At 47.5% G+C, this 1500-nt stretch carries 1 protein-coding gene; it reads left to right on the forward strand.

The genetic code is table 11. From position 1 onward, the window contains the following. Positions 1–88: 88 nt before the first annotated feature. Entirely contained in the window at positions 89–1132 is a 1044-nt protein-coding gene (locus C3B51_RS22690) for an IS110 family transposase (protein WP_130246480.1), read from the forward strand. Positions 1133–1500 lie beyond the last annotated feature (368 nt).

The raw sequence follows: 1500 nt of genomic DNA on the forward strand, positions 1-1500 counted from the left end.
TTTGGTGGGTGATTGAGATGGACGCTCCTAAATCGGCGTCAATGCGCCAAACTGAGAGTGATATTTACAGTTAACAGGAGCATCCATCATGAATCAAGTTAGCACATTATCCATTGATCTGGCTAAAAACGTGTTTCAATTACTTGCTGTCGATAAGCACGGCAAGCCCTGTTTTTCACGCCGGGTAAACCGTCAGAAGTTGAAAGAAACCATTCAAAATATGCCGCCTTGTAAAGTCGTTATGGAGGCCTGTGGCTGCGCCCACTACTGGGGAAGAATGTGTATCAAAGCAGGCCATAAAGCGCACCTGGTTCCTGCGCAACATGTCACCCCTTTTGTCAGAGGGAATAAAAACGATAAAAATGATTGCCTGGCCATTTATGAAGCCAGTCAGCGGCCTTACATTCGCTTTGTGCCTGTGAAATCAGAATCACAGCAAGCCGTCTTATTACTGCACCGGATGAGAGAAAGGTTGGTTAAGGCACGTACCGCTTGCCTGAATCAGACCCGGAGCTTTTTGCTTGAATTTGGCATTGAGACACCTAAAAGCTATCGCGCTTTTTACAGCCACATTCAGACCTTACTCGACCAACAACTGCAACCGGTTATTCTGTTGCTTATACACGAAACTTGCGCCGAGCTGAGAGCCTTTGAACGTCAGCTAAGACAACTCGATTCTCTGTTTCGAGATACAAATCAACGTAGTCAGGCTGCTGAAATCATGCAATCCCTGCCGGGTGTAGGCCCTATCATCGCCTCTGCTTTTAGTGCCAGCATAGATAAAGGTCAGGCATTTAACAGTGCCAAAGAGTTTGGTGTCTGGTTAGGGCTCACGCCCAAACAATATGCGTCCGCCGATAAAAGCGTTCTGAGTCATATCACCAAGCGAGGGGACAGATACCTGCGCAAGCAATTAATCCACGGTGCGCGTACTGTGGTCACGCATGCACATAAGAAAGACGACGATTTAAATCGCTGGATCAGCTCTTTGAAAGAGCGAATTGGTATAAATAAAACCATTGTGGCCACTGCCCACCGGCTGGCCAGGTTGATGTGGATATTACTACAAAAAAATGAACCGTATCAGCCTCAATATACACAATCGGGGGCGACACAATGTATCAAGGGTTAGGTTGTCAGTTAAGCTCGAGGAAGACAAGGGTCATTGAACCCGTGTGGGTGTAGTGAGCCACTGACAACCGCTTATCTGTTTGCCAAAGTACGATGAAAAAAGGTCCAACCCTGCCTGCGCAAAACCCGACGACGGCACGGTCGTTACAGACCGAGTGGGTGTATTAATTTTAGGGTGTGCAGGCTCGGAACTCATTTGGGGCGCTGAGCAATCAGTTAAGCCCGGATATATGTCAGAGCAACACAATTATAGCGGACTGGACCAAACATCAAACATGGCAACACGGGTAACACAACAAACGAGATAACGATAATTCGCTATCTCGCAGGCCTTCTCGGCTTGACATCGCTGGAGCGTCCATATATGTC

This window comes from Pseudoalteromonas rubra (assembly GCF_004212645.1).
GTDB lineage: Bacteria > Pseudomonadota > Gammaproteobacteria > Enterobacterales > Alteromonadaceae > Pseudoalteromonas > Pseudoalteromonas rubra_G.

Bases quoted from the DNA above. Each gene is read 5' to 3' on its own strand.
- C3B51_RS22690 (WP_130246480.1), top strand. From the start codon at position 89: ATGAATCAAGTTAGCACATTATCCATTGATCTGGCTAAAAACGTGTTT.